Below are 25,570 nucleotides of genomic sequence, written 5' to 3' on the forward strand. Positions count from 1 at the left end.
TGTGTTCAGTTTCTTGATGTCGGGAGCCTGTTTGTGAGATCTTTCCTTCTGCCAATCCTGCTGGCGATCGCTGCCTTTTCTTTCGGCTTGGGCCTCACATTGCCGCTGGTTTCTCTCGACAAGCTGCTTTTCTTTACAGAAACCCCATCGCTCAGAACCATCATTGCAGGGCTCTGGGAGCAGGACGAGCGGATTCTGGCACTGGTGATTCTGGCCTTTTCGGTGCTTCTGCCCGCAACCAAGATCTTGCTGCTGCATGTTGCCGTTTACAGGGGCAAAAGATCCCGTTCGCTGGCCGTGCTTTCCGTGGTGAGCAAATGGTCCATGATGGACGTGCTGCTCGTGGCCCTGGTCATCTTTTCAGCCAAGACCAGTGGCCTTGCAACGGCCTCGGCGATGCCCGGAATCTGGTTCTATGGTGCGGCCACGCTGGCCTCTGTGATCGCCTCTGTGATGGTCCGGAAATAGCCGTCAAAAGGCCCCAATGGTTACTTTTTGCGGCCTTTTGTTAAGTGGCCCTTTCGCAAAAAGCCGCAGCCTTGATTATCCATTTTAGCCCGCTGTGTCAAATTGACCCAACAGTCTTAAGACGGACCCGCGTATGGACCTCATTCTGGCTCAGAACCGTGGTGTGAGCCCGGAAGCGTTCGATGATGGAGCGGACATAGGGCCGGATGGCTGGAGAGGTTAACAGCACCGGAATTTCCCCTACCTGTGCTGCATCTTCATAGCCATCGCGCACGAGGCCTACGAACTCTTGCAATTTGCTAGGCGCCATTGCCAGCTGCTTCTCATCGCCTTCACCAATGAGCGCGTTGCTGAATTCCCGTTCCCATTTGGGGGAAAGGGTCAGGATGGGCAAATAGCCTCCGGGGGCTTGGTTGGCAGCGCAAATCTGCAAAGACAAACGGCGACGCACATGTTCGGTCATGGTCTGGATAGAGCGGGTGAAGCCCGAGGCATCGGCGACGCCTTCCAGAATTGCCGACAGATCGCGGATGGAAATCCGCTCGGCCAGCAGGGACTGAAGCACGCGCTGAATGCCGGAGATGGTGATCTGACCGGGAACGATGTCGTCGATAAGCTTTTTCTGCTCGGCAGGCAATTCGTCCAGCAGACCTTGTACGACCGCATAGGAGAGCAGCTCGCCCATGTTGGCCTTGATGATCTCTGTCAGATGGGTGGAAATGACCGTGGCCGGATCGACTACCGTCAAGCCGAGAATCGCAGCCTCTTCACGCAAGGAGCCGTCAATCCAGACTGCAGGCAGGCCGAAGGTCGGTTCCTGCGTCTTGATGCCCGGCAGGGAGATATCGGCACCGGTCGGGTCCATGGTCATGAACTGGTTCGGATAGACGACGCCGCGCCCGACTTCGACTTCCTTGACCTTGAGGACATAATCATTGGCCTGCAGCTGGACATTGTCCATGATGCGTACCGCAGGCATGATGAAGCCCATTTCGGAGGCCAGCTGTCGACGCAGGGCTTTGATCTGGTCAGTGAGTGCCTGAGACGCATTGCCATTGGCCATGCTGATCAGGCCATAGCCGAGCTCGAGGCGTAATTCGTCCATTTTCAGCACTTCACTGATCGGCTCTTCCTTTGGAGGCTCGGCTTCCTTCAGTTCTTGCTGCTTCTTCTCGATCACTTCCTTGAGGGCCTGTTGCTTGTGCTTCTGGCTGGCCTTGTAGGAAAGGTAGCCTGCACCAACGCCAAGGGTGAGGAAGGGGATGATCGGCATGCCGGGCAGGAAGGCCATGACGACCATCACTGCCGATGACATGCCCAGCGCTTTGGGATAGCCCGAAAGCTGATTGACCAGTGCCTTGTCTGCAGACCCACTTACACCGGCCTTGGAGACCAGAATACCGGCCGCAGTGGAGACAATCAGCGCCGGAATCTGGGAAACCAGTCCGTCGCCGATGGTCAGCAGGGTGTAGGACTGGGCCGCATCGGTGAAGGCCATGTCCATCTGAGCAACGCCGATGATGATGCCGCCGAGCACGTTGATGAAGGTGATGATGAGACCGGCGATGGCGTCACCACGCACGAACTTGCTGGCACCGTCCATGGCGCCGAAGAAGGTGCTTTCGTCAGACAGGTCCTTACGGCGCGTCTTGGCTTCTTCCTCATTGATGAGCCCTGCGGAAAGGTCCGCATCAATGGCCATCTGCTTGCCGGGCATGGCATCGAGGGTGAAACGGGCGGCGACCTCTGCGATACGGCCAGAACCCTTGGTGATAACCACGAAGTTCACCGTCACCAGAATGGCAAAGACGATGACACCGATGACAAAGTTGCCGCGGGTCACGAAACTGCCGAAGGCCTGAATGACATTGCCCGCCGCGCCGGGGCCTTCATGGCCATAGGCCAGAATGAGGCGGGTGGACGCAAGGTTCAGCGCCAGTCGCAACATCGTGGAGACCAGCAGGATCGTCGGGAAAGACGAGAATTCCAGCGGGGCCCGGATGAACAGCGAGGTCATTAGAATGAGCACGGAAAAGATGATGGAGATTGCCAGAAACATATCCATGAAGGCAGACGGCAACGGCAGGATCATGACCACGAGAATGGTCATGACGCCGATGGCGAGCCCTAGATCACCTTGCCTGAGGAAGGTAATGACATTGCCCAACTGGTCGAGCGGAGACGGTCCCCGAGGGCCGTCGGCTGCCGGAGCTTCTGTGGCGCTCGCTGGTTCCGCCGTCATTGTTGCGTCTGCATCACTCATTTTGAGGGTCCATCACACGAAGGATAGTCTATGCATTTATCTCTTGATTCTCGGCAATTCCAAACGGGAGTTTGATACTTATCCCGCTTGTCTGGCTTCGCCCGGCTGAGGGATGTCGACACCCTCGTCGGAATATTGCTTGAGCTTGTTGCGCAGGGTGCGGATGGAGATGCCCAAAATGTTGGCCGCATGGGTGCGGTTGCCAATGCAATGATCCAGCGTATCCAGAATGAGGTCCTGCTCTACTTCAGCAACGGTGCGGCCAACAAGCGTGCGGGTCACCCCTTCTGCTGCGATAACGGCTTGTGCTGCCGGTCCGCTGGCCATGCCGATGATGGTGTCATCCATGCGGCTGCCGTCCGGCATGCGCAGGGCTTCGGCTCCGATTTCCACGCCCGTTGCCAGAAGCACGGCGCGATGGATGGTGTTTTCCAGCTCACGCACGTTGCCCGGCCAATTGTTGGCGTGCAAATGGCGGTGGCATTCGGTGCTCAGCTTGCGCTGGGGCAGGCCGTTGGCTTGCGCATATTTGTCCGCGAAATGAGCGGCCAGCAGATCGATATCCTGCGGGCGTTCGCGCAGCGGCGGGATCTGCAGATTGATCACGTTGAGGCGGAAGAGAAGGTCTTCGCGGAAGGTGCCCGCACGTACTTCGTCTGACAGATTGCGGTTCGAGGTCGCCAGAATGCGGATGTCGACCGGTACAGGCTTGGTGCCGCCGACCCGGTCAATGACACGTTCCTGAATGGCACGCAGCAATTTTGCCTGCAGGCGGATATCCATTTCTGAAATCTCGTCCAGCAGCAGGGTGCCGCCATTTGCTTCTTCAAACTTACCGATACGACGGGCAACTGCGCCGGTGAAGGCGCCCTTTTCATGGCCGAACAGTTCGGATTCCAGGAGGTTGTCCGGAATGGCCGCACAGTTGACAGAGACAAAAGGTTTTGTTGCCCGGCGGGAATGCTGGTGCAGGTGGCGGGCAAGAACTTCCTTACCTGTGCCGCTCTCACCAGTGATGAGGACCGATGCGTCGCTTGGGGCAATCTGGTTGGCCAGCTGTACCACATTGTTCATGGCCGGATCACGATGGATCAGATCGCCCTGATCCTTGGAAACAGCTTCCAGAACAGCAGCGATGATTTCCGGATCTGGTGGAAGAGGAATATATTCCTTTGCACCGGCCCGAATGGCGCTGACTGCCGCGCGGGCATCATTTTCAACGCCGCAGGCAATCACCGGAATGGTAATATGCTCCTCTTCCAGAGACCGGATCAGGCTGGCGATGTCGAGTTTCACGTCGATCATCATCAAATCCGCACCGCGTCCAGCGCGCAGGTGGCTTACGGCCATTTGCGCGGTTTCAGCGTGGGAAACCTGAGCTCCACGGTCCAGAGCAATTTTGGTTGCCTGGGAAAGCTGGCCATTCAGGGTACCGGTAATAAGCAGGCGCATCGTTTTCTTCCAACCTATTTTTCAGATTTGATGATTTCAGTCATGGTCACGCCGAGCTTCTCCTCGACGAGTACGACTTCGCCACGGGCAACGAGGCGTGAATTGACATAAATATCGACGGCTTCACCGACCTTGCGGTCGAGCTCAAGCACATTGCCGACATCAAGTTCGAGCAGGTCGCTCACGGGCATTTTGGCGCGCCCCAGAATGGCGGAAACCTGCACGGGAACATCGAAGACCGCTTCCAAATCGGCTGCGTTCTTCTGGTTTGCATCCTCTGCGGCGCCAGCATCGGCGATTGCCTTGGCGTTTTGTTCCTGCAAAGTGAGGCCTTCATTTTCTTCATTATCGCTCATTCATTTTCTCCCTTTGCGGTGGGGGGAGCTGCATCGGTGTCAGTGTCAATGTTGATGACCTCTTGATCGAGTGCAGCCTCTGTGCTTTCAGCTGGCGAACCCGACATGGCGTCGGCGGGTTGTGTCAACTCCTGGCTATTCGGGTCCAGTTCGCTGACAGGGGCGCCTGATTGTTCGCTGTCTGTCGGGTTCGCCGCTGTCGCAGTCTCTTGGTCTTCTGCATCTGCCGATGCTTCGTTCTTCTCTTCAGCCTCTTCAGTGTCGCTTGCCGTGGCGTCCTCTGCGGGCGTGTCGTCTTCGTCCTCATCCTGCTCCGGGTCTTCGGACACATGAGAGAAATGGTCTTCGAGCAGTTGCTCGACCTGACGCACGGCAGCACGCAGGTTTCTGCCAATGCCACCATCGACCCATTCAACTTCGCAGTCACCGGGCATGACAACCGGATCGGGCAGAATGGTCAGCTTGCCGGTGAAGCCGAGTTCGGCCATCTGCTCATCAACCGCCACCTTGATGTCGTCGGCAACAGCATCATTAAGCCGGATCGAGATGTGCGGCGTTTTGCGCAAGGGGGCTAGAATCTGGTTCAAAAGCCCCATGATTTCCCCTTTGGGTTCCTGCGCAACAAGCCGTTCGGCAAAGCGGGAGGCGAAGGCGAAAGCCAGATTGCTCGCATCGCGCTCCAGACGTTGCATCAACAGGCCGACCTCGGTGTAGACCATCGAAATTTCTTCGATGATCTGCTTTTCCAGTGCCAGATTCTGCTCGCTTGCCAGTTGCTCGCGATCTTCGCGGGCCTTGGCTTCCCCTTCGGCAAAGGCCTGGGCTTTCGCTTCGGCAAGCAGGCGCTCATGCTCGGCAACCGTGATCATCGGTTCGGGCGGAATTTCCTCGATCTGTTCCTCTACTTCCGGTTCCGGCGGGGCCGAAAAATCCAGATCGAAGAGATAACGAGCTGCCTGTGCCATTCTTTGGTTCCAATTTGCCGTTTCTATTTGTCGGCGGTTTCGGTTGTCTCTCTGCAAAGCGGGGCGCTATGCCGATCCGGTTTGCTTTATTTTAAGCGAGAAGGACGGCCTAGTAGACCAACTCGTCTTCACCATTGCCTTTGGCGATCATGATTTCGCCGCGCGCGGCCAGATCCTTGGCCATGTTGACCATTGCGCCTTGCGCTTCGTCGACGTCGCGCAGACGAACAGGACCCATACCTTCCATGTCTTCCTGCAACATGGCACCAGCGCGCTGGGACATGTTGTCCATGAACAGGGTTCTGATGGTTTCGTTGGCACCCTTGAGGGCAAGGGCCAGAATGTCCTTCTCGATATTCTGCAGCAGCGACTGAACGCCGGTGGAATCCAGCTTGCTGAGATCTTCGAAGGTGAACATCAGCTGCTTGATCTTTTCCGCCGACTCGCGGTTTTCTTCTTCCAGAGCAGCCAACAGGCGTGCTTCGGTCTGGCGGTCGAAATTGTTGAAGATGTCGGCCATGACTTCGTGTGCATCGCGGCGTTGGGTGGTCGACAGGTTCGACATGAATTCCACGCGCAGGGTCTGTTCGACTTTCTCCAGCACTTCCTTCTGCACAGCTTCCATTGACAGCATGCGGTTGATGACTTCCAGGCCGAAATCTTCCGGCATGATGGAAAGCACTTTTGCGGCATGATCGGACTTGATTTTGGACAGCACCACCGCGACGGTCTGCGGATATTCGTTCTTGAGATAGTTTGCGAGCACATTCTCCTGAACGTTGGACAATTTCTCCCACATGTTGCGACCGGCTGGACCGCGAATTTCTTCCATGATGGCGTTCACGCGCTCTTCAGGCAGGAAGGACGCAAGCAGGCGTTCGGTTGAATCGAAGTTGCCCGTAACGGCCCCCTTGGAGGATAGGCGCGAGACGAATTCAATGATCAGATTGTCCAGCATGTTGGGCGTAATGCCGCCCAGCTTCGACATGGAAATGGACACCTGTTTGATTTCGATATCATCAAGACGACTCCAGATCGGCCCGCCGTGCTCATCTCCGAGCGCAAGCAGAATGATAGAAGCCTTTTCCGCGCCATTCAGCTCGCGTTCTTCGTGTTCTGTTGACACGGACGCATTTGCGTTTGCCATGTTTGTTAGGGCTGTTGCCGGCATTGCTTACCTCACGCTGCGTCTTGCAGCCAAAGACGGATAATCTTGGCAGCTTCTTCTGGGTTTTCTTTTACGAGGTCACCAACTTTGACCAGTGTGTCGGACTGCAAAGCGCCCTGGAGCTGAGCCAGCTCGATGGCTTCCATGGTCGGATGCTTCGGATCATCTTCTCTTAGTGGCGCGGGGATCAATTCCCCTGTTTCACTTCGGATCATCGCTACCCCATCCGGGCCGATGATGACGTCCAGGTCGTCTTTTTGTTCGTCTGCTTTTTCGAACATGCGTTTCATCAGCGGACGGACGACCATGAGCAGTACGAGTAGAGTCATAATGAACATGACTCCGAGTTCCGTAAAGCGCATGTAATCATCTTTGGTAAACGCAAAGAGTTCATCGCCTGTATCGTCGAAGATCGTTTGCGGTCCTTCGGCGAATTGCAGGTTGATCACCTCAACCCGGTCACCACGTGTCTGGTCATAGCCAACGGCAGAACGAACGAGGGTTGCGATCTGTTCAAGCTGTTCTGGGCTCCTTGGAGAATAGACCAGTTCACCATTCTCGTTTCTCTCGTATGTGCCGTCCACGAGCACTGCGACCGACAGGCGTTCGATGCGTCCGCCCTGCACGACTTCAGTGGTCGTCTTGCGCGAAATCTCGTAGTTGATCAGCTCTTCTGTGGTGGCTGAATTTTCTTGTGTGCCAGCGGGATTTTCATCGGCATTCGCATCTGGCAATTCATTGCCGACTGTCACGCCACCAACTTCACGATCCTGGCTATTGGCATTCTCTGTGCGGGTCTGGGTGGAGCGTACGACCTGTCCGTCCGGATCATACATGTCGGAGGTTTCGGTCACCTTGTTGAAGTTCATCTCTGCGGAGACTTCAATGCGGGCGCGGCCCTGGCCGACGACGGAGGAGACGATGTCATCCACCTGATCGCGCAGACGGCTTTCCATCTGCACCTGACGTTCTTCCATATGAGCGGCAAGATAACCTTCGTCATTGCCGCGACCGGATGCCAAAAGGCGGCCGCGCTCGTCAACGATGGTCACGTTCTCCGGATTCAAACCTTCAACGGCCGAGCCAACCAGATGTTGGATGGCCTGAATCTGTACTGTGTTCAGATTGCCTTGCAGCTTGACGGCGATGGATGCGGTCGGTTCCTTCTGGTCGCGTTTGAAAAGCTGGTCTTTGGGAATGACCAGATGAACACGCGCTTGACGAACGTTGCGAATGGTCCGTATGGAGCGGGAAAGCTCGCCCTCAAGAGCCCGAAGATGGTTGACATTCTGCACAAAACTCGTGGTGCCCAGAGTTTCGCTTTTGTCAAAGATCTCATAGCCGACATTGCCGCCCGTTGGCAGACCGCTCTCAGCCAACTGCATGCGCAGCTTCAGGATGTCTTCCTTTGGTGCTAGGATGACAGCGCCTTCGTCGCGGATTTCATGTTTGATATTTTGAGCTTCGAGCAGTTTGGTGATCTGAATGGAGTCATCAAAGGACAGGTCTGTATAAAGCGGGGAAAGCGTAGGTTCGGTCACCCGCATCATGATGAATGCGAAAAATCCGATCAAGACAGCCGTCACCACGCCCATAGCGGCCAGACGGGCAGGGCCAAGCGTTTTGAAAAATTCGAATAGACCGTTCACACCAGTTGCCTTGTCGTTCCAGAGATGTACCAAATCACTAGGCAATATTTTCCTAGGAGATAGTTAACAACATGTTAAGGGTTTAGTTAACGAATGGTTAACGGCCCATTATGCAAGGGTTAATTAACGGAAATTTCCTGAGAAATTGTCTGTATATGTCTGAATTTTCTGTGGGATGTTGATAGATGCCGTCTGTTGCAGCAGCTTGCGTCGTGCTTGTAAGTGATTGTGCTGATTAGAATTTCAAGGCAAATGCAGCCTGGTCAAGCGGCGAGGATGCAGAATAAAGAAAAAAGGCCGAGGACAAAGCCCTCGACCTTTTCTTATGCACTACAGAGAGGAAGCCCTCTCTGCAAATGTCTAGCGATACTGTTGAACCCGCGTCGCTCTCAAACCTGCCAGTCCATGCTGATCGATGGAACTCTGCCAACTGAGGAATTCCTCAACTGTCAGGGTATATTTCTGGCAAGCCTCTTCGAGGCTTAGCAGGCCACCGCGAACGGCAGCAACAACTTCCGCTTTGCGCCTGATAACCCAACGCCTGGTATTGGCAGGAGGAAGATCAGCCACAGTCAAAGGACTCCCATCAGGGCCGATGACGTATTTTACTCTAGCACGTATTTGATCGGTCATTGTACTCTCACACTCAACCTGACCTCATCGAAGTTGAGAATAGGACAATGCCTTTAAAAAAGAGCTAAGCCACTGGATAGATTTTAGTAATAGTTTTTATCAATATGAAGCAGTCCTTGCAAAACGACAGGGATCGCGGGCTTTTGGACGGTGTTTTTCGGAATTCGAGTTTGTTGCAATATGGTTAACGCGCCGGGCCCAAGGCCCGGCTTCGTGCACATTGCAATCATGTCAAACAGGGGGAGATTGCGCTCGTCTGGCGTCTTTTAAGCGTCGGGATCAATGCCAACGGACTTGATCTGCGATGTCTGAATGGCCTGTCCATTGACCATCAACATGGGCACACTGGATGAGAGATCGACATCTGAGACGACGCCCACCGTATCCGTATCAATCGTCACTTCGGTGCCACCGTCTTCGTTGGCGGTATCGAAGTGGATGACATAGGTGCCTTTGGGAAGACGGTTTCCGGAATTGTCGGTGCCGTTCCAGGTGAAGGTTTGCTCGCCCTCGGTAATGTTCACATCATTGGTAGTATAAACGGTGTTGCCATCCAATGTACGGATGGAAATGTCTGCCGTTCCGGCTGCATCCGAGCTGAAGCTGTAGCTCGTGCTGCCAAAATCATTGAGATAGCTCTGGGAGCCATCGACCTTGACTGTGGTGCCGACGAAATTGAGCACACCAAGCGCATTGGACGACGTCATCATGGAGGCGAGATTTTCCAACTGTTCGTTGGACTTGATCTGCTGTTCCACGCCGGAAAACTGCACGAGCTGCTGGGTGAACTGGCTGGAATCCATCGGATCCATGGGGTCTTGATGCTGTATTTGCGTCGTCAGGACAGTCAGGAAAGTCTCATAATTCTGAATGAGACTCGAGCTGTCCGCTGATGCGCTTGTGACGGCTTGCGATGTGATCGATCCAATCGAGGTCATCGTCTAAACTCCAAAACCGGGGTCAGATTACCAAATTGAGGCCGCTCGTCGCGGCATAATTCTGTGCGGCGCGTTGCTGGGCTTGTTGAAGCGAAGAGGCAGCGCCGTCCGCTACAGGGTCGGACGAGGAGGCTCTGTCGGAATAGTAGTTCGGCTCCTGCCCCGACTGGTCCTGCCCGGCCATCTGGCCGCCCTGTTGCCCCTGATTGCCCTGATCCATCAGGGAATATTCCAGACCACCCTTATCCTGAAGGTTCAGGCCGCTCTGTTGCAGGCTGCGTTCCAGAAAGCGCTGGTCGCGGGACAGCATGTCCAGTGTCTCAGGCCGTTCGACGATCAGATGGGCATGGGTTTTGCCATCATTGCCGATTGTCATGCGCACATCGATCTTGCCCAGATCTGCCGGATCGAGGCGGATTTCAAAGCGGGTCTCTCCCTTCTTGACGAATTTGGAGATTTCCACGGCAAGCGCATTGGCGTTGGCGAGGCTCATCTGTTGCGGCGTGTGACCTGCCGTCATCATGCCGTGCATGCCGGTAAGGCGCACCGAAGCACTGGCTGCGGCGATTGATGAACCGGCCACATCTGACGAGTTGGTCGTGTTGCTGGCCAGCACGGAGTTGTCATCCGCCATAGCCATCATCTTTGAGAAGGCATCACCCTTTGGCGCGTTGCGGGCTGCATTCTTGGACTCTTCGGATTTTGATGCGCTGGCATCGGCCTCAGATGTGTTGCCATCCTGATTGGCCGTCTGGTTCTGAGCGTCGGCTGTGCTTGCCACACTGTTGGGCTGGTTGGCGGCAGGTGCAGCAGCATTGGCGTTGGCTGGTTGTGGAGCTCCTTCAACGCGGCCCTGAACCTTGTTGACCTGCTGGCCAGCTTCAGAGGTGGCTGCCATCTGGGGCTGCTGAGTGTTGGCCGGATCGGCAACGGCTTGTTTTGCGCTCTGTTGCGTGTCCTGCGCCCCATCATCGGACTTGGCTGCTGCAGCAAGGGCTGCGGCTTCTGCAGCAAGGGCTGCGGCTTCTGCAGTCTTGGCGGTTGCCTTGGTCTGATCGGCAGATTGGGCGTTGACGGCTTTTGCGTCTTTACCATCAGCATTGAATGTCTCGGTGGGTACTCCAGAAGCATTCTGGGCTGTCTGGGAGTCTTGCGAGGCTTTTTCCGTGACGATCTTGCCATCCGCTGACTTTATCGCCGTAGCGACCTCGGGCAATGTCTGCTCGGCATCCGTTTGAGGGGACGATGCGGCGGCTTGGCTGCTTCGGGTACCATCGATCACTGCCTGATTGGCTGCGTTTGTGCCATCGGCTTTGGCGGCTACCGAATTTGCTGCGGTGCTCGCTGACTGGTTGGCTGCGTCTTTGGCTGCGCCTGAGGTTGCAAGATTATCGTTGTTCGCCACAGCCTGGCTTTCGGCGGCGTTACCGCTCACTGTCTGTGCTGACAGCGTCGCTGCGTCAGAGCGACCGGTACTTGCATTTGGACGAGCGGAATCTGGCGCTTCAGTCGATTGGGACTGAGCGGAAGGCTGGGGTGATACAGGCTTTTGGGCGGCATCTTCTGCGTTAGAGCCTTGGATGCCTCCTGCCACTGAAGCTTGAGAGGCTGTAGCGCTGGCCTGTTGCGCAGCACTGGCCTCGGCGTTGGTCTGTCCTGCTTGAGCATTTGCCTGAGACTGAGAGTTGGTTTGGGCTACCTGCCCATTGCCATTCACGGCCCTTTCATAGCCGGAAGTGGTTTGCGTTGCAGGGCTTGCGCCATGGCCATCTACAGGCTTTGCCGCGCCTGCTTCCACACCCTCAAGCAACGGTGTCCGAGCGGCTTGTGTTCCATTGGAGACCGCGCTGTTGCTTGTCGATGCTGTCTCGCCAGCCACAGACGCGGCCGTCTGTCCGGTCGTTCCTGCTGCTTCAGGGGTTGCTGCCAATCCCGCTACGCCTTGCGTCTGATTTGATACGGCTGCCTGACCTGCCATCTGACCGGCTATCTGACCTGCCATCTGACCTGTCGACTGGCTTGCCGTTTGGCCGCCAGATTGCGCGACATTCTGCTGGGCAGAAGCTGCTTCGCCCGTCATCGGGGTGGCTGAAGGACCGGCGGGGCGTGATAGGGCATCCACTCCATCCGTGCTATTCCCAGAAGCAGAGCTGCTCGCGCCAGCTGCTGCGGCAGGGGCGCCCGAGGCAGCCAGCAGGATGTCCTGCGGAGATTGAACCTCATAGTTTGCAGCGGCGCTGCTATCGCCTGATGCTTCGGGCTTTTTGTCTGAGCTTTTGCCGCCACTGGCTGTTTCATCTACAGCAGCTGTGCGATCATCGCTGGCTGTCTTGCCGTTGGCTTTTTGCTGTGCGCTGGCAACCGCGCTCTCTTCAGCAGCTGCCTTGGCAGCGGCTTTTTGACTGGATTTGTTTTGAGCCTCGGTCGCGGCGGGAGCCTTGGAGGCGGCATTCTGGCCTGCATCGTTCGTTTGTCGGGTACTGGTCTCGCCTCTGGCTCTTTCTGCGTTCAACTGTTTCTGAAAAGAAGACAGGCCATCCGAAGAGCTGATTGAGGTGCTGCTGGATTTGCTTCCCGAATTGCTTTGCGATCCGAACGCACTTTTGGCGTTGGGAGCGGGAATCATGTTCATAATTGAAGAATACTGGGAAGCCATTACCAACCTCACTACACACTGACGAAACTATGTATTCAAGAATTGTGCCAAATTGTTTCTGGGGTGAAATGAGCCCAAAATGGCTTGTTTGTGCGATTCTGAAAGGTTTTTTGGATGGGGGTGTCCCAACAGATCGGGGCTAAACTTGCCGGGTTATGGCAAAAAATGCCGGGTGGCATCTGCAGTCTTTTCCAGTTTATACTTTTCAACAGACCAAAAGACGCTATATAAGGGCTAAAACTAGTGTCGGCAGCTCAACAAGCAGGACCAGAGCTTGCTGCCGAATGGAAAAGAGAAAGATCGATTGATGCTAAACAGTCTCGATTTGCCTGGTCGCCCCGAAGACACCCGTGTTGTTGTTGCCATGTCTGGCGGCGTTGACTCGTCCGTCACTGCAGCGCTCTTGAAACATCAGGGCTATGATGTCATCGGCGTGACCATGCAGCTATATGATCATGGCAAGGCCATGCACCGTGTTGGCGCCTGCTGCGCTGGAACCGATATTCAGGACGCGCGCCGCGTGGCTGAACATCTGGGTATTCCCCATTATGTGCTCGATTATGAAAGCCGCTTCAAGGAAGCGGTGATTGATCGCTTTGCAGAAAGCTATCTGGCGGGCGAAACGCCTGTTCCGTGCGTGACCTGCAACCAGACGGTCAAATTCGAGGATCTTCTGGAAGCAGCCAAAGAGTTCGGGGCCGACTGCATGGCGACCGGCCACTATATTTCGTCCAAGATGGTGGGCAACCGCCGGGTGCTGTTCCGCCCTTCCGATGAGGATCGTGACCAGACCTATTTCCTGTTTGCCACCACTCAGGAACAGATCGACTTCCTGCGCTTTCCGCTGGGCGGCATGTCCAAGCCGGAAGCCCGCCAGCTCGCTCATGAGCTGGGGCTTGTGGTTGCGGACAAGAAGGACAGTCAGGATATCTGTTTCGTGCCAACGGGCAAATATACCGACATTATCGAACGCCTGCATCCGGGGGCGGCCGAGCCAGGCAAGATCGTGCATATCGATGGCACGGTGCTGGGTGATCACAAGGGGATCATTCATTACACCGTCGGTCAGCGTCGCGGCCTTGGGGTTTCCTATGGGGGCGGACCGCTCTATGTGGTCAAGCTTGATCCGGAGCAGAAGCATGTGCTTGTCGGACCGCGCGAAGCGCTGGTTACCCGTCGGCTGAAGCTGCGCGATGTCAACTGGCTCGGTCTACAGACCTTTGCCGAATTCCCCGAAAGCGGGCTTGAAATCTATGCCAAGGTGCGCTCAACCCGTCCGCCCAAGGAAGCTTTGCTCTATGCTCTGCCCAACGGTGAGTTCGAAGTTGAACTGCTCGATGGCGAAGAAGGGGTTGCGCCGGGGCAGGCATGCGTCTTCTATGAAGGCCTTGCCAAGGAAGCTCAGCTTTGGGGCGGCGGCTGGATTGATCGCACCGTAACCGAGCTGGCCATTCCTGAAACGATTGGCGTTTCTGCCGCCGAGTAGGGCTTTGGGTATCTGAAATCAAAAAAGGCCGGTCCTGATGGGACCGGCCTTTTTGTTTGCTTGCTTTGGAATGTGCCTGCCTCAGGCCAACGTTGCCAGATGGGCGCGCTCGAAGGAGCTGATTGCGTCGATGCGATTGGTGCGCACTTTCGCCGCCCAAGCGGCATCGCTGATGAGCGCCCGTCCAACGGCAATGAGGTCGAATTCGTCGCGTTCCATGCGCCCGATCAGCTTTTCAAGGCCCGTCATGGTGGCATCTTCCCCGCCAAAGGACGACAGGAAGTCAGTGCTGAGGCCGACTGAGCCGACGCTGATGGTTGGCTTTCCGGTAAGCTTCTTGGCCCAGCCAGCAAAGTTGAGACCGTCTTCGCCATCCGCATCGGGGAATTCCGGTTCCCAGAAACGGCGCTGAGAGCAATGGAATATGTCGACACCAGCGTCAGCCAAAGCGGTCAGCCAGCTTTCCATCTCTGCCGGACTTTTGGCCAGCTTGGCTGTATAATCCTGTTGCTTCCACTGGCTGATACGCAGTATCAGCGGGAAAGCAGGGCCAATCGCCGCGCGACAAGCTTTGACGACTTCTAGCGCGAAGCGGGAGCGATCCAAGAGGCTATCGCCACCCCATGCATCGGTGCGCTTGTTGGTGCCTTCCCAGAAGAACTGGTCAATGAGATAGCCGTGGGCGCCGTGTAGCTCTGCCACGTCGAAGCCAAGATCCTTGGCACTTTTGGCTGAGGCAGCATAAGCGGCAATGGTGTCGGCGATATCGGCATCGCTCATGGTGTTGCCGCGCGGATCTCCCGGGCCAACCAGCCCTGAAGGGCTTTCCACCGGTGCACCGGGATCCCAATCACCACTGCGGGTAGAGCCCGTGTGCCAGATCTGCGGGCCCATCGCGCCGCCAGCATCATGAACAGCGTCTATCACCTTCTGCCAACCGGCCAGGGCGTCTTTGCCGTGGAAAAAAGGAATATGAGGCTGATTGCGAGAGGCCGGGCGGTCGATCACGGTGCCTTCGGAAAGGATGAGGCCCACTTCTCCTTCAGCTCGGCGGCGATAATATTCCGCATTCTTCTCGTTGGGGACGCCCTCTGGGGCAAAATTGCGGGTCATGGGGGCCATGACGATGCGGTTTTTGAGATTGAGGGAGCCCATAGAGAAGGGGCGAAACAGGCTGCTTGTATCAATATCTGTCATCGTATCATAACTGTCTGTGGGGTTTGAAAGGCGTTGCGGGAGGAAAAGGGCAACGGGAAACCTTACTTCTTCCATAAGGTATTCACTGTATGGCCGGTTTCAATAGGTGGTCTGATGGGCGTTCTGTTTTCGCGGCGAGCCATCCTGCCATGAGGCGTCCACTGAGGGTAGGGTGTTGATAGAGGTATTTCGCATGCGCCTTTTTTGCAACAAGCCACAAGATCTGGCAGGCATGGTAGTGCGGATGGTTGCTCTTTTCTCTCTCCGGCTGTATGAAGCCGCGAAACCAACCAAAAAGGGGTGTTTTTTGTCGCGCTATTCCGCATCAGAGAATGTAACCAGCGCCGCATCGGCTTTCATCAAGCAGATGCGGAACGGTCGTCCTGTGCGTTGATCAGCCGCTCCTAAAGCTTGCTGCTGTCATACCAGGTCGATCTGGCTGGCAGCAAAATCTCCAACTTCCAAACATTCGGTCGAGATTTTGTCCTGCCCAATCATCTATTCCAAGATGTTTGGCAAGACCTCATGTTTTACGACAAAAAAAACCACGGGCGGAGCAGCTTCCGCACCGATGACACCCCCTATCGCAAGAAAAGACAACACAAGACCAAACGGTGGCAGAACTCGGACAGGGAATTTCGATGCGCGCACTGCAAGCAGATGGTTTTTCTGACCTCTGACATGGGCACGGTTCATCGCAACCATTGCCCCCATTGTTTGCATTCCCTGCATGTCGACACCAAACCGGGCAACCGTGCCTCCTTATGTCGGGCACGCATGGAACCGGTTGGCTTGACCTGCAAGCATAATGGCTTTGACAAATATGGCCGGGAGCGGGGAGGCGATATCATGATCGTTCACCTGTGCACCGGCTGTGGCACGGTGAATATCAACCGCATAGCGGCTGATGATTGCTGTGAGTTGATCCTTGCGCTGTTTGAACAGTCCCTGATCATGGACCAGAGGCAGCGGCGTCTTATAAATGAAGCCGGTATCCGGCTGCTGGACAGCCATGATGAGGAGCTTCTTCACATAGCTCTATTCGGCAAGAGATGGTCGCCATGAGTTGGATGGGCAGCGTGGAGGATAGACCAATGCGTTGCCCGTCTGTCAAACCGATCAATGGTATCGGAGCAGACCAAAGAAAAAGGCCGGGAAACCGGCCTTTTTGTCGTGTCATACTGTGTTGTTCAGCCTTTATGAGGCTTTTCAAGCTCGTGTGTCAGCTCGTCAAGAAAGCCGAGGCAGAGATCCAGCTGATCGATATCAACGAATTCATTCGGCTTGTGTGCCTGCTTGATGGAGCCTGGACCAACGATGACCGACGGGATCTTGCCAATGGTCTCGAACACACCGCCTTCGGAGCCATACGACACCTTGCCGCCCCATTCGGGCATAAGATGAGCGTGGCGTTCAAAGGCATCGGTGCCTCGTGCATCGCCCATGGCGGGATAGGCAAAGATCCTTTCCCACGTCACGCCGCTATTGGCCGCTTTGGAGGTCATCTTGGTCGCGATGTCGGCTTCAATGCCTTCAAGCAGCGCCTTCATGTCGCCTTCAGCATCCATACCACTGATCGAACGCAGCTCGAAGGTGAAGCTACAGTCGCTCGGCGTCACGTTGGTTGCCACGCCCCCCGTGATCATGGTGGTCAACATGGTGGCATGAGGCACTGTGAAATCCTTGTCAAACGGACCTTCGACCTGATAGCGGTCTGCGCGTTCTGCGATGGTGCTGATCATACGTGAGGCATATTCCACCGCATTCACATGTTCTGGTGCGAAAGAAGAATGCCCCGACGTGCCCTTCACATGGGCGCGCATGGCGATTTTGCCTTTCTGGCCGGTGATGAGCTTCATTTCGGATGGCTCACCGATGATGGCTAGCTCGGGAGGCACATCCAGATCGGCCAACCAGCGCGCGATGGCAGGGGCTCCCAGACACCCTACTTCTTCATCATAGGAGAAGCAGATATAGATCGGGCGTTTGAGGTCAGCCGTGGCAAAGGAAGCCGCCGCCGCCAGCACGCAAGCGCCAAAGCCTTTCATGTCGCAGGCGCCGCGTCCATAGATGCGACCTTCTCTCTCATCGGCTGAGAAGGGGGGGGTCACCCAGCTGTCTTCTGTGGCCGGAACCACATCTGTATGGCCTGACAGCACCACACCGGGCACATCGGCCGGGCCAAACCGGGCAACCAAATTGGCCTTGGTTCCTTCTTCATTGGGCAGGATCGTAACCTCTGCGCCCAATTTCTCGAGAGTTTCGGCTGCGTAGTCGATAAGCGCTCTGTTTGAACGACTGGATACGGAATCATATCCAATCAAAGCCCCCAGATGCGCCTTGGCCTGTTCAAGGGCAGGATGCTGGAGCGCGGGGGCTTCGATGGTGAGGCTCATTGGTCTCAAGCCTTTCTATTTCGGGATTTAAGGAATTCACGTCGGACAGTGAGCCCGACGACGAGGATAATCAGTGCGGCGAAAATCATCGTGATCGGAGAGGAAATCAGGACAGATGGATCTCCACGGGAAATTGCCAGTGCACGGCGCAGGTTTTCCTCGATCATCGGCCCGATGATGAAGGCGATGAGGAAGGGTGCTGCAGGGATGTTCAATAGGAACATGATGAAGCCGGTTACGCCCATGATGAGCAGAATGGCAACATCGAACATGCTGGAGGCGATGGAGTAGATGCCAAACAGGCAGAGCAGCAGGACCACCGGAGCCAGCAGGGATTGTGGAACGCGGGCAACATGGGAGAAGCCGCGCATGATGACCTTCCCGGCAAAGAACAACAGTACCGAGGAGAAGAGCATGCCGATGAACAGCATATAGACTTCGTGGATGTTGGTCTGGAACAGCAGCGGCCCGGGAGTGAGGCCCTGGATCATGAAGGCGCCGAGCATGACGCCGGTGATGACATCGCCGGGCACACCCAAGGCAAGCAGCGGGATCATGGTTGCACCGCAAGCCCCATTGTTGGCGGATTCGGAGGCGGCGATGCCTTCCAGCTCGCCCTTGCCGAAATTGTCACCATTCTTGGAGGTACGCTGCGCTTCGCCATAGGAGAAGAAAGCCGCAGCTGAAGGCCCGATGCCGGGGATTGCGCCCAGTACAGCACCGATGACGGAGCCGCGCAAAATGGATTTGACCGAGCCGATGAACTCGCTCCGGCTCACTTTCTGGTCGCCCAGCTTGGCGGCCTCATTCTTGTGCGCGGCGCGGAAGACGATGAGTTTGAGCAGTTCTGGCAGGGCAAACAGGCCGATCAGAACCGGTGCAACCGAGAGGCCAGCCTGCATGTCATCCGTGAAGGCAAAGCGGAAGGAGCCATAAAGGTCTTCGCCTGCGGTTGCGAGCAACAGGCCGAAGGTTGCCGAGATGAGGCCGAGCAGCAGAGAATTGCCCGAAACGCCAGCAACTGTGGTGAGGGCAAACAGCATCAGCATGAAATATTCCGGCGGTCCGACGCGCAGAGCCAGAATGGCCAGTGGGGCTGCCAGAAAGATCAGCGACAGGTTGGAGATGAAGTCGCCGATAACCGAGGAATAGAGCGCCATATTGAGCGCCTTGCCCGCCTTGCCCTGACGGGCAAGGGGATAGCCATCAAGGGCGGTGCAGGCAGCTGAAGCGGTGCCGGGGGTCTTGATCAGGATAGCGGATACCGAGCCGCCATAGGTCGAACCCTTGTAGAGGGCGACCAGCAGCAGGATGGAGGGAACCGGTTCCATATAGAAGGTAAAGGGCAAGGCGAGAGTAACTGCCATTGTGCCGGTCATGCCTGGAATGGCGCCAATGATCACGCCGCCCCAGATGCCTGCGGCCATGATCAGGAGATTCTGCCAGGTAGCTACAGCCTGCAAGGCATAGAGAATGTCGTGTGCCATGAGTGTCTCCGATCAGAAGCCAAATTGTTTGGTCAGAATGCCAACAGGGAATTGTGTGCCGAGCGCCGAGTGGAACACCAACTGAAGCACAATCGGCCCCAGTAGCGTCAGGCCAATGGCCCAATAGCGATAGTTCTTTTCGCCGGTCAGAAGGATCATCGCACCGGTCAGGGCCATCGAGGCAATCAGGAAACCGACATAGGGCAACAGCAGAACATAGGCGATAAAGACGACCATTGCGCCAATGAAGCGGGTGATCAGAACGCTTTTCGGGGCATGGTCGGTTTCAAGTGCCTCGCTCTCTACCGCACGCCCGAGAAGAGCCAGAACGAAGAGAAGCAGACCAAGGGCACAGCCGATTATGGAGACGGTGCGGGGCCACATATCCGGCGGTGGCGCAAAGCCTGGAATGAAGGCCGGGCGCGGTACGTACACCGGGATGAGGGCAAAAATGACAAAGGCGAAGAAGGCCGCAATCAGCAGCCCGCAGAACCATGGGCTACGAAGAAAGGAAGTGTGCATGGCGGGAAGTCCCCAACAAAGGGCGTGGCCCTAATGGAAAGGGCCACGCTTGCTGTCAGATGATGTAGAGTTTTTACTCTTCTTGTTCAGCAGATAGAGCGTTTCTTATTCCGGCAGGTAGCCGAATTTCTTGGCAAGGCCATGGAACAGGTCATACTGTTCTTTGGCATATTTGGTCATGTCAATTTTGCCCACGGTGGAGATGGAGCCACGACGGCCAGCCAGCTTCAACCAGGTTTCATCGGTAGCCACTTTGCCAAGAACTTCGTCCCATTTGGCGATGACGTTTTCTGGCAGACCCTTCGGCGCATAAAGAGCACTCCAGCCGGTGACCTGACCAGCCTGCTCATAGCCCAGCTCTGCTGCAGTCGGAGTATCTGGCAGTTTTGCCATGCGCTCCGGAGCAAAGACCATCAGGGCTTTCATGTCGCCGCTTTCGATATGCGGGATGAGGGACCCGGCAGAAACGGCAAGGAAGTCAACATGGCCACCGAGCAGGGCGGTTGCCAGTGCGCCGCCACCTTTGTAAGGCACCAGAGTGGCTGCGGTCAGTGGGTCCATACCAGCATCAGACAACAGGGCCTGAGAGGTGAAACCGTCGATAGCCGTCGCGCCGGAAGCGGCATAGGTCATCGCACCATTGCTGTCTTTGACGGCTTTGAGAAGCTCTTCAACGCTGTTGTAAGGGGAATCGCCCTTCACTGCGAGAATCATCGGGGTTGCTTCAAGCGCACCAAGGAAGGTGTAGGCGTCCCAGTTGACAGAAGCCTGCGGGTTGACAGCTGGGGTCAGTGCCATGCCAACGCGAGCCAGCAGCAGGGTGTAGCCATCTGGCTCTGCTTCTGAAACAGAACGGGCCCCGTTCATGCCGCCTGCGCCGGGTTTGTTGACCACGGTGATCGGCTGTCCGAGATAGGTTTTGGCGGTTTCAGCAAGAGCGCGACCGGCAAGGTCGGATGCGCCACCCGGGCCATAAGGAATGGTGAGGGTAACAGCCTGGGTCGGGTAGCTGTCTTCGGCCATAGCTGCGCCAGTGAAAAGAGCGGTCGCCATCGCGAGGGCGGAAACAATTTTTTTCATGTTTTAATGAACCTCTTAGACTGCGGTCCGAAAAAGACCTTTGGAAGGTGTTGGATAATCCACAAAAACTTTCTTTCACAGTATTCCCTTTTTTGCAAGAAAATAAGACAGTATGCATATTTGTAATACTGAGGCAGATCAAAATGATGAAAATCCGCGAATTGCAGGCGTTTGATGCTTATATCCGACTGGGCGGCATGCGCAGTGCTGCAGACGAGCTAGGGTTGAGCCAGCCGATGATCAGCCGGTTGTTGATGGCGCTTGAAACGCGGGTGGGATTTGCCCTGTTTTTGCGCAAGCGGAACAAGTTGATCCCTACGCCGGAGGCTTTCCAGTTTCATCAGACGGTGGTTCGGGGGCTGGAAAGCATCAGTGCCCTTTCCGAAGAAGCCAGCGCCATCGCCAACAACCAGCGCGGGCATCTGGTCATCGCCGCGCAGCCCATTTTCTGTGACACATTTCTCATTGATGCCATTGCCGAGTTTCAGAAGACACATCCACATGTGAGCGTCAGACTGCGTGATACCGGCATGAGCGAAATCATGCGCATGGTGGCTGAGCGCAGCTGCGATTTCGCTCTCGGAATCACGCTGGATGCCGACCCCTATGGTGCTGATGTGACATCGCTGGCGATCTGTGAAGCGCGCTGTCTCATGCCCAAGGGGCACAAGCTGCAGCATCTGTCGGAAGTGTCCCTGCAGAATCTGAAAAGGGAAACCTTTGTGGATCTGGCGCCTGGCAGCCCACTGCGCACGCGTATCGACTATATGATGCAGTCCATCGAAGTGGAGCGGGCGATTGTTGCCGAAACGCGCACCTTGCACGGGGTCGTGCGTTTGGTGGAGATGGGGGGGGGGTTGGCCATTGTTGACCCTGTTGCCTGTCTGCTGCTTGATGAGGACAAGGTCGTTGATTGTCCGTTGCTGCCATCCATCCGTTGGGATATCGCACAATTCGTGCCCAAGGATCGCCCCTTGAGCGGCATCGGTCTGGCCTTTGCGGAGGTGGTGGCTACCGAGATCGGGCGCTTGAAGACGGCCGGTGTGATCCTCTAGCCTTGAGCGTCCCGTGCCCGGTGCCACGGAACCGGAGAGATCAGTCCGGATTTCCCGGCTCGGTCTGGACGCCCAGATCCTTGAGCGTAACGATACGGTTGCCGCGCAGATCGTTGGCGCAGACCAGATAGCCGCGTTCTTCCATATAGGTCAGCAGGAAGCGGGCGCGAGAGGGAGAGCGGGTTCCATAGGCAGTTGCCAGTTCCAGATTGGTGGGGCAGGGCTTCTTGCCAAGGGCAGCCTTGGCGAGCAGCAGATACACTCCGCGCATGTCTTCGGGCAACTGGTCGGCTATGATGCCTGCCTGTTTCCACTGGTCTTCGTCGAGTGTCTCTTCCTTTGCGTCAACGCCAGCGCGGGCAACGGCCAGAAGCTGGCGGAATTCCTGCAGGTCTGGCGTTGTCTTGAGGGTCTTTTCGATGCGGCAGCGCACCTGAAAATCCTGATAGAGCACGGATACCGGCTGATAGGCTGCGTCCGGATCATCCAGCAGATCGGTAAGGATCTGATGCAGAATTGCTTCGCGCTCTTCGGCACTAAGGCCCGGGTCGAGATCAAGCTGCGGCTCGGTTTCGCCACCGAATTCGCGATCCAGCCTCAGATTGGCCAATTGCTGCATGACCTCTGCCGTGGTCGGGGGCGGAGGAGCCATGGCGGGTCTTGGGTCTTCATCTGAACCGGGCTTGAACAGGAGCTCATCGATATTGTCATGCGGCACATCGGGCAGCGGCATTAGCTTGGGGCTTGAGGAGCGTGCCGAGGTTTCCACTGCGCCGATGGTGACCGTTTCCGAGCGGCGGTAAAGCGCAGGGCCCAAGGCAACGAATTGACCGCGATCCAGATTGCGGAAGGTCTCAGCCTGACGGCGCTCAAGGCCAAGCAGATCGGCTGCGCGGGCCATGTCGATATCAAGGAAGGTTCGACCCATCAGGAAGTTGGAGGCTTCGGCGGCGACGTTCTTTGCCAGCTTGGCAAGACGCTGCGTGGCGATGATACCGGCAAGACCGCGTTTTCGGCCACGGCACATGAGGTTGGTCATGGCACCAAGAGAGGACCGGCGGGCCTCTTCGCTGACTTCACCGCCAGCTGCGGGGGCAAAAAGCTGGGCTTCATCGACGATGACAATGGCCGGATACCAATATTGCCGGTCGATATCGAACAGGCCATTGAGGAAGGCCGAAGCGGCGCGCATCTGGCGGTCGGCATCAAGGCCTTCCAGATTGAGCACGGCGGAAATGCGATGTTGGCGCACGCGGGCGGCGATCATGGTCAGGTCGGCTTCTGTGCCGACAGCATCCACCACCGCATGGCCGTATTTCTCGGCCAGCGTGACGAAATCCCCTTCCGGGTCAATGATGATCTGCTGAACCCATTTGGCGCTCTGCTCGAGGATGCGGCGCAACAGATGGGATTTACCCGATCCGGAGTTGCCCTGCACCAGAAGGCGGGTGGCCAGCAGTTCTTCCAGATCCATTTGGGCCGGCTGGCCCAGTTTCATGGTCCCCAGATCAATGCTGACGGTCATCGTGATACAATTATCCTGTGAGGAAAAAGAAAGATCGGCGGCGAACTTTTCAGATTCGGCGCTCCAGATCAATAGAGTTTCGTGCGATCGGGCCAAACTGAGTTAATAGCGGGCCTGTTGGCGGCGGATAGCCTCGGCTTTTTTCTCCGCAGCTACTGCATCGCGCAGGGTTTGGACACCGGATGCTTCCAACAGATCGATCAGGCGGAGCAGGAGCTGGGCCGTTGCCAGCGAGTCGCCCAGCGCCGTATGGCGCATTTGGGCAGGGATCTCGATGTCGAATTGCTCGGCCAGCGCATCCAGCGTCAGGCTGCCTGTCTGGCCTTGGAGATGGGCGGCGAGCAGCACGGTATCCAGAACCGGATTGGTGAAGCGGATGCCGGTTTCATCCTGTTTCAGCGACAGGAACTTCATGTCAAAGGCGGCATTATGCGCCACGAGTACGGCATCGCTGACAAAGGAATGAAAGCGAGGCAGTATGGTTTGAATTGGTGGTGCATCGGCCACCATCTCGTTGCTGATATGGTGGATTTTGGTTGAGGCGGGCGGAATGCTTCGGCCCGGATGAACATACTGGTCAAAAATCTCGCCATGCATGATGCGCCCGTTGACGATGCGTACGCCCGCAATGGAAATGATCTCATCGCCACCGGATGGATCAAGGCCGGTTGTCTCGGTGTCGAAGACCACGAAATCCAGCTCCCGCAAGGGGCGGTCTTCGAGGGCGCCGAGATATTTGCGCTCCATCAGCTCAAAATCATAAAATTCCAACCGCTCAGGCAGCAGAAGCATCTGCTCGTCCTGTGGCTGGTTCGTGTGATGGTCGCGGGGAAGACTGAGCGGCAGGCGCAGATGGGCCGTGCCATCGGGAGCCGGTGCACTCCAGAAATCGGATTTGTGGCGTTGGAGCACGTCGCGGCTGGTGATGCCCCCCAGATCGGGATCAAGCGGATCATCGAGCCAGCCATTGATAGCGGCAACGCTGAGCGGTGCTCCATGCCAATGCAGATCGATATAGATCTTGTGATCCTGTTCGCTGGCCCGCAGCAGGAAGGCTCTTTGTCCGGTGATCTCGGCCACCTTGCGCAGGGCATATTCGATGAGTTCGACAATGGTGATGGAATCACAATGCAGCCAGACAGGATCGCCGATGAACTCGCAAGTCAGGTGCAGGTCTTCCGAACTGTTGCGTCGCAGGACCGAGTTGAACAGGGATGAGGAATAGACATCACTCATGGGCCACGCGCTGGTCAGCATGTCATGGGAGCGCTTGTCATATTGCTCAAGGCGCGTTGAGAGGCTATTGGCTTCTTCTGCCAGCATTTTTTCAAGGGTAAGACGCGCTTCCGGCGCAAGCGCATAGTCACCGGCCAGTATCTCGGCTGAGGCCAGAAGGTTGGCGGCCGGATGACGCAGATCACTGAGGGCTGATTGTAAAAGGCTGTCGCGCTCGACATTGTCTGCAAGCTGGCGGGTCATGTCATCAAAGGTCACAATGAAGCCGGTGGGGCTTTGTTGTGCATCGTCAAGTAACAGCGTGACACGGCCTTGCAGCGTGTGTTTGCCATCGGCCGTAGCGCAGATGACAAGCTGGCTGAGCCCTTCCCTGTGATGCTTGTGGCGGCCTTCCTGTAAGCGGTGGCCCAGCCGTTCCAGAGCATGGCGAAAAGGGGCCGCCGAGACAATGGAAAATAACGAGCGCCCAAGGCCGATTTCGCCTGATACATGCAGGATCTTCAGGGCGCGCTTGTTATAGAGTGTGATCTTGTGATCCAGCGAGCAGATCAGCACACCCTGCTCAAGATTGCTGATGACGCTTTCAAGCCGTGCTGTCTGCTTGTGGGTTTCCTCTGTGGCGTCTGCGATCTGCTTTTCTGTCTCGTCTCGGGCCTCGGTCAGCGCGTTGGTGATTTCTCTGATGGCCGGATTGAGCAGGCCGAGATATTTGCCGGTTTCCTGATCCATCCCACGAGAGGCGCCAGCATGGACGAGGGAGCGTACATCCTTGGAGATATGCTCGATGGGCTGGGCGACATTGAGATCGAATTTCTGCCAAACCCAACCGGTGACAAAGAGGATCGCAAAGGCAGCAATGCCTCCAAACAGAACCAGATGTGGCGTGGCCTCCGGGCCTATGCGCTGAAGAGCAAAATAGAGACTGGCTGCGATGATGACTAAGGCGCTTGCGGCAATCAGCGCGAAAAACAAGAAGATGCGAAGCCTCAGGCTCAGTCGTTCCAATTTGTTTGTCGGTGGTGCCATGGTTGCCGGTTT

20 protein-coding genes are annotated in these 25,570 nt (G+C 56.3%); 4 read left to right on the forward strand and 16 right to left on the reverse strand.

Annotated elements, in window-relative coordinates:
• The first annotated feature begins 33 nt into the window (after nt 1–33).
• Nucleotides 34–468, forward strand: a complete 435-nt coding sequence (locus BM258_RS14280) for a paraquat-inducible protein A (RefSeq protein WP_090073383.1) — start codon at nt 34–36, stop codon at nt 466–468.
• Between the two features lie 97 nt (nt 469–565).
• Here BM258_RS14280 and flhA read toward each other — a convergent pair whose 3' ends face one another.
• From flhA to BM258_RS14325, 9 genes are all read right to left on the reverse strand, one after another.
• The gene (flhA, locus tag BM258_RS14285) at nt 566–2,731 is read right to left on the reverse strand and encodes a flagellar biosynthesis protein FlhA (protein ID WP_280141773.1); all 2,166 of its coding nucleotides are present in this window, start codon (nt 2,729–2,731) and stop codon (nt 566–568) included.
• 78 nt (nt 2,732–2,809) lie between these two features.
• On the reverse strand, nt 2,810–4,183 hold the full coding sequence (gene flbD / locus BM258_RS14290) for a sigma-54-dependent transcriptional regulator FlbD (protein ID WP_090073387.1): 1,374 nt from the start codon (nt 4,181–4,183) through the stop codon (nt 2,810–2,812).
• Between the two features lie 14 nt (nt 4,184–4,197).
• A complete protein-coding gene (gene fliN / locus BM258_RS14295; protein WP_090073389.1) occupies nt 4,198–4,539 on the reverse strand; it encodes a flagellar motor switch protein FliN in 342 nt (113 codons plus the stop codon).
• Nucleotides 4,536–5,504 carry a FliH/SctL family protein gene (locus BM258_RS14300; protein WP_090073391.1) on the reverse strand — a complete coding sequence of 323 codons (969 nt, stop codon included), beginning with the start codon at nt 5,502–5,504 and terminating at the stop codon, nt 4,536–4,538. Before BM258_RS14300 ends, fliN begins: the two co-directional genes overlap by 4 nt.
• Nucleotides 5,505–5,613: 109 nt before the next feature.
• On the reverse strand, nt 5,614–6,675 hold the full coding sequence (fliG, locus tag BM258_RS14305) for a flagellar motor switch protein FliG (protein WP_090073393.1): 1,062 nt from the start codon (nt 6,673–6,675) through the stop codon (nt 5,614–5,616).
• An 8-nt stretch (nt 6,676–6,683) separates the two neighbouring features.
• Nucleotides 6,684–8,366 (reverse strand): flagellar basal-body MS-ring/collar protein FliF, encoded by a 1,683-nt coding sequence (fliF, locus tag BM258_RS14310; RefSeq protein WP_319567988.1) that lies wholly within the window; start codon nt 8,364–8,366, stop codon nt 6,684–6,686.
• Nucleotides 8,367–8,681: 315 nt separating this feature from the next.
• A complete protein-coding gene (gene sciP / locus BM258_RS14315; RefSeq protein ID WP_090073395.1) occupies nt 8,682–8,954 on the reverse strand; it encodes a CtrA inhibitor SciP in 273 nt (90 codons plus the stop codon).
• A gap of 266 nt (nt 8,955–9,220) precedes the next feature.
• Nucleotides 9,221–9,892 carry a flagellar hook assembly protein FlgD gene (locus BM258_RS14320; RefSeq protein ID WP_090073397.1) on the reverse strand — a complete coding sequence of 224 codons (672 nt, stop codon included), beginning with the start codon at nt 9,890–9,892 and terminating at the stop codon, nt 9,221–9,223.
• Nucleotides 9,893–9,914: 22 nt separating this feature from the next.
• Nucleotides 9,915–12,548 carry a flagellar hook-length control protein FliK gene (locus tag BM258_RS14325; RefSeq protein ID WP_090073398.1) on the reverse strand — a complete coding sequence of 878 codons (2,634 nt, stop codon included), beginning with the start codon at nt 12,546–12,548 and terminating at the stop codon, nt 9,915–9,917.
• 307 nt (nt 12,549–12,855) lie between these two features.
• Between BM258_RS14325 and mnmA the strand changes: the two genes are divergently transcribed.
• The gene (gene mnmA, locus BM258_RS14330) at nt 12,856–14,034 is read left to right on the forward strand and encodes a tRNA 2-thiouridine(34) synthase MnmA (protein ID WP_090073400.1); all 1,179 of its coding nucleotides are present in this window, start codon (nt 12,856–12,858) and stop codon (nt 14,032–14,034) included.
• Nucleotides 14,035–14,115: 81 nt separating this feature from the next.
• Here mnmA and BM258_RS14335 read toward each other — a convergent pair whose 3' ends face one another.
• Nucleotides 14,116–15,231: an NADH:flavin oxidoreductase gene (locus BM258_RS14335; protein WP_090073515.1), complete on the reverse strand. Its 1,116-nt coding sequence runs from the start codon at nt 15,229–15,231 to the stop codon at nt 14,116–14,118.
• 525 nt (nt 15,232–15,756) lie between these two features.
• Between BM258_RS14335 and BM258_RS14345 the strand changes: the two genes are divergently transcribed.
• Nucleotides 15,757–16,296: an RNHCP domain-containing protein gene (locus tag BM258_RS14345; RefSeq protein ID WP_139229283.1), complete on the forward strand. Its 540-nt coding sequence runs from the start codon at nt 15,757–15,759 to the stop codon at nt 16,294–16,296.
• Between the two features lie 125 nt (nt 16,297–16,421).
• On the opposite strand, the gene argE is transcribed toward BM258_RS14345, so the two are convergent.
• The 4 genes from argE to BM258_RS14365 form a co-directional block, all read right to left on the reverse strand.
• Nucleotides 16,422–17,627 carry an acetylornithine deacetylase gene (argE, locus tag BM258_RS14350; protein ID WP_090073406.1) on the reverse strand — a complete coding sequence of 402 codons (1,206 nt, stop codon included), beginning with the start codon at nt 17,625–17,627 and terminating at the stop codon, nt 16,422–16,424.
• A 5-nt stretch (nt 17,628–17,632) separates the two neighbouring features.
• Nucleotides 17,633–19,114, reverse strand: coding sequence for a tripartite tricarboxylate transporter permease (locus tag BM258_RS14355; RefSeq protein ID WP_090073408.1), 1,482 nt, complete (start codon nt 19,112–19,114; stop codon nt 17,633–17,635).
• A 12-nt stretch (nt 19,115–19,126) separates the two neighbouring features.
• A complete protein-coding gene (locus tag BM258_RS14360) occupies nt 19,127–19,636 on the reverse strand; it encodes a tripartite tricarboxylate transporter TctB family protein (RefSeq protein WP_090073410.1) in 510 nt (169 codons plus the stop codon).
• A 105-nt stretch (nt 19,637–19,741) separates the two neighbouring features.
• Complete coding sequence (locus BM258_RS14365; RefSeq protein WP_090073413.1) at nt 19,742–20,716, reverse strand: Bug family tripartite tricarboxylate transporter substrate binding protein; 975 nt, start codon at nt 20,714–20,716, stop codon at nt 19,742–19,744.
• A gap of 143 nt (nt 20,717–20,859) precedes the next feature.
• On the opposite strand from BM258_RS14365, the gene BM258_RS14370 reads away from it, so the two are divergent.
• Nucleotides 20,860–21,771, forward strand: a complete 912-nt coding sequence (locus BM258_RS14370; RefSeq protein WP_090073415.1) for a LysR family transcriptional regulator — start codon at nt 20,860–20,862, stop codon at nt 21,769–21,771.
• Nucleotides 21,772–21,811: 40 nt separating this feature from the next.
• On the opposite strand, the gene BM258_RS14375 is transcribed toward BM258_RS14370, so the two are convergent.
• Both BM258_RS14375 and BM258_RS14380 read right to left on the reverse strand, forming a co-directional pair.
• Nucleotides 21,812–23,296, reverse strand: coding sequence for a helicase HerA domain-containing protein (locus tag BM258_RS14375; RefSeq protein WP_090073517.1), 1,485 nt, complete (start codon nt 23,294–23,296; stop codon nt 21,812–21,814).
• A 102-nt stretch (nt 23,297–23,398) separates the two neighbouring features.
• Nucleotides 23,399–25,558 carry a 3'-5' exonuclease gene (locus BM258_RS14380; RefSeq protein ID WP_090073417.1) on the reverse strand — a complete coding sequence of 720 codons (2,160 nt, stop codon included), beginning with the start codon at nt 25,556–25,558 and terminating at the stop codon, nt 23,399–23,401.
• Nucleotides 25,559–25,570 lie beyond the last annotated feature (12 nt).

This window comes from Cohaesibacter marisflavi (assembly GCF_900115225.1).
Lineage (GTDB): Bacteria > Pseudomonadota > Alphaproteobacteria > Rhizobiales > Cohaesibacteraceae > Cohaesibacter > Cohaesibacter marisflavi.

Coding starts and splice junctions, on each gene's coding strand:
- BM258_RS14335 (WP_090073515.1), bottom strand. CDS start 15,231: ATGACAGATATTGATACAAGCAGCCTGTTTCGCCCCTTCTCTATGGGC.
- BM258_RS14320 (WP_090073397.1), bottom strand. CDS start 9,892: ATGACCTCGATTGGATCGATCACATCGCAAGCCGTCACAAGCGCATCA.
- fliG (WP_090073393.1), bottom strand. CDS start 6,675: ATGCCGGCAACAGCCCTAACAAACATGGCAAACGCAAATGCGTCCGTG.
- argE (WP_090073406.1), bottom strand. CDS start 17,627: ATGAGCCTCACCATCGAAGCCCCCGCGCTCCAGCATCCTGCCCTTGAA.
- BM258_RS14355 (WP_090073408.1), bottom strand. CDS start 19,114: ATGGCACACGACATTCTCTATGCCTTGCAGGCTGTAGCTACCTGGCAG.
- flhA (WP_280141773.1), bottom strand. CDS start 2,731: ATGAGTGATGCAGACGCAACAATGACGGCGGAACCAGCGAGCGCCACA.
- BM258_RS14380 (WP_090073417.1), bottom strand. CDS start 25,558: ATGGCACCACCGACAAACAAATTGGAACGACTGAGCCTGAGGCTTCGC.
- BM258_RS14375 (WP_090073517.1), bottom strand. CDS start 23,296: ATGACCGTCAGCATTGATCTGGGGACCATGAAACTGGGCCAGCCGGCC.
- BM258_RS14345 (WP_139229283.1), top strand. CDS start 15,757: ATGTTTTACGACAAAAAAAACCACGGGCGGAGCAGCTTCCGCACCGAT.
- BM258_RS14300 (WP_090073391.1), bottom strand. CDS start 5,504: ATGGCACAGGCAGCTCGTTATCTCTTCGATCTGGATTTTTCGGCCCCG.
- BM258_RS14360 (WP_090073410.1), bottom strand. CDS start 19,636: ATGCACACTTCCTTTCTTCGTAGCCCATGGTTCTGCGGGCTGCTGATT.
- BM258_RS14370 (WP_090073415.1), top strand. CDS start 20,860: ATGATGAAAATCCGCGAATTGCAGGCGTTTGATGCTTATATCCGACTG.
- flbD (WP_090073387.1), bottom strand. CDS start 4,183: ATGCGCCTGCTTATTACCGGTACCCTGAATGGCCAGCTTTCCCAGGCA.
- BM258_RS14365 (WP_090073413.1), bottom strand. CDS start 20,716: ATGAAAAAAATTGTTTCCGCCCTCGCGATGGCGACCGCTCTTTTCACT.
- fliN (WP_090073389.1), bottom strand. CDS start 4,539: ATGAGCGATAATGAAGAAAATGAAGGCCTCACTTTGCAGGAACAAAAC.
- BM258_RS14325 (WP_090073398.1), bottom strand. CDS start 12,548: ATGGCTTCCCAGTATTCTTCAATTATGAACATGATTCCCGCTCCCAAC.
- mnmA (WP_090073400.1), top strand. CDS start 12,856: ATGCTAAACAGTCTCGATTTGCCTGGTCGCCCCGAAGACACCCGTGTT.
- sciP (WP_090073395.1), bottom strand. CDS start 8,954: ATGACCGATCAAATACGTGCTAGAGTAAAATACGTCATCGGCCCTGAT.